This window comes from Aminobacter sp. P4_H6_2, assembly GCF_056400805.1.
This window is the reverse complement of record NZ_JBFUKO010000966.1, coordinates 1-1,361: the sequence shown is the minus strand read 5'-3', so window position 1 is coordinate 1,361 and position 1,361 is coordinate 1. Positions and strand designations below refer to the sequence as shown.

3 protein-coding genes and 1 pseudogene are annotated in these 1,361 nt (G+C 61.0%); 1 reads left to right on the top strand and 3 read right to left on the bottom strand.

Features of this window, described 5'->3' with window-relative positions:
* Nucleotides 1-346 (top strand): annotated as a pseudogene (locus tag AC1DUU_RS32130) (hypothetical protein); the annotation flags it as partial.
* A gap of 29 nt (nt 347-375) precedes the next feature.
* On the opposite strand, the gene AC1DUU_RS32125 reads toward AC1DUU_RS32130, so the two are convergent.
* From AC1DUU_RS32125 to AC1DUU_RS32115, 3 genes are all read right to left on the bottom strand, one after another.
* Entirely contained in the window at nt 376-678 is a 303-nt protein-coding gene (locus tag AC1DUU_RS32125) for a BrnA antitoxin family protein (RefSeq protein ID WP_476787334.1), read from the bottom strand.
* 268 nt (nt 679-946) lie between these two features.
* A complete protein-coding gene (locus AC1DUU_RS32120; protein ID WP_476787333.1) occupies nt 947-1,183 on the bottom strand; it encodes a ribbon-helix-helix domain-containing protein in 237 nt (78 codons plus the stop codon).
* The coding region (locus AC1DUU_RS32115; protein ID WP_476787332.1) for a DUF4169 family protein at nt 1,180-1,361 on the bottom strand (182 nt) is incomplete at its 5' end. The genes AC1DUU_RS32115 and AC1DUU_RS32120, both read right to left, overlap by 4 nt.

Genomic DNA, 1,361 nt, shown 5'->3' with positions numbered 1-1,361 from the left:
GCTGCAGGCCGAGGAGGAGGCACGCGCGGCGGAAGCTGCTGCAAGGAGCCAGGCTGAAGCCGACGCGCAGGCGGCCAGGGAAAAGGCCCTTCACGAGGCAGAGCAGGCACGGCAGGCGGCTGAGGAAAGGGCGCGGCTGGAGGCCGAGCAGAAGGCGAAGCTAGAGGCGGAAGCGGCAAAACCCGCGCCGGAGGTTCAACGGGCACCCTTGCCGGAAGCGCGGCCTATGGCGGCGCCGAACGCGCCGGCACCGACCGAATCTGCTCCTCCGGCGGACGCTGTGCCGGCGAAGAAACTCGACCCGCTCAGCCTGGACGATTTTTTCAAGACGCTGCAGAGCCAGTAGGCGGAGTCTTTGCCAGCCGCACTATCGTGCTAGCCCACTTTGGCTTTTTTCAGCACGTCGTTGATACGGCTTTGCCAGCCTTTGCCCGTGGCCTTGAACTTGGCAATCACGTCGGGATCGAGCCGGATCGACACGACCTGCTTGGGTGCTTCGATTGAAGGGCGGCCGCGGGTGCGGCGAATGCTTTCTGCCCATTTTGGAAACAGGGCGAATGGCTTTGCGGTCCTGAACTCTTCTTCTGTCCATTCAGGACTGTCGGAAACTTCGTCCCAATCTTCCTTGGTGTAGCCGTGGCCGGGTTCGAATTCTTTCCTGGTTGGCTTTCCCGTCATTTGAGCAGCCTTCGTTCGTGTGGACTGGCAGGACGCATCGAAATGACCGAAACGCCTTCGTGGCCCAGCCTTGCAAAATCACCGCAATCGAACCATCGGCAAACGGGCCGATCGCCTTGAAGCGATTGGTTTTTGTTGCGTGCACGATGGCGCCCATGAAGAAATCCTCATCGAGCAGGGCAAAATCGATACGTTTAATGGTCCCGGTCAAGAATAAACGTATTACAAAAAAAGCCTGGCAAAGTGCGGCGCGCCAGTTGGAAATCTTCTACTGGCAGGCGCGCCTGGAAGTGCCGAGCTTCGCCTGCTCCAGCACAAACAGTCTGAGCGCGGAGGAAAGGTTTGCTTCGCGTGGGCGCTGGCTGTCGACTTCGGCGACGAGAGCAGCAAGGGTGATGGCGCGGGCGGCCGCGATGGCGACGAGGTCGTCGTAAAACGGCTTTTCCAGCGAATAGCTGGTGCGGTGGCCGCGAATCGTCACCGAGCGTTTTTCGACCAGGCTCACCGGTCGGACTTTTCGGGATCGCGGCGATGRCCGTCGACAAACTTTTCAACGCGCTCGGCGGTCAGCTGGTCGCGCGCCTTCTCGGCCTTGGTGCGGCCATGCAGCACTCGATTCTGGTCGGCAAGGGTCTCGCGCTCGGCGCGCGCCTTGTGCTTCTTGAACTGGCGAAGATTGACGA